General features: G+C 29.9%; 1 protein-coding gene. It reads right to left on the reverse strand.

Annotation, left to right across the window (positions count from 1 at the left end):
* The coding region (locus GXK56_RS27605; RefSeq protein ID WP_243156293.1) for an ATP-binding protein at positions 1–264 on the reverse strand (264 nt) is incomplete at both ends.

Below are 264 nucleotides of genomic sequence, written 5' to 3' on the forward strand. Positions count from 1 at the left end.
GTATCTTAGCTTCATTTATATTATCAGGGAATGAAAAATCAAATCCATCTAATGTCTTAATACCTTCAAACTTGGCTGCCTTAATATTTCTCATAGCGTTTCTTTCTCTTTTACCATTCGCTTCAATTTCGAGTAATCTTGCTAAAAATTCTCGATGACCAATCTTATTTTCGATAGCGTATGCTATTTCTGATTCAAAATTCAATTGTATATCTAAGAGTTTAAACTGTTTTAAAAGAGATATAATATGGTCTGGTGATGTAT

It is taken from the genome of Clostridium sp. C2-6-12, assembly GCF_009928485.1.
GTDB lineage: Bacteria > Bacillota > Clostridia > Clostridiales > Clostridiaceae > Clostridium.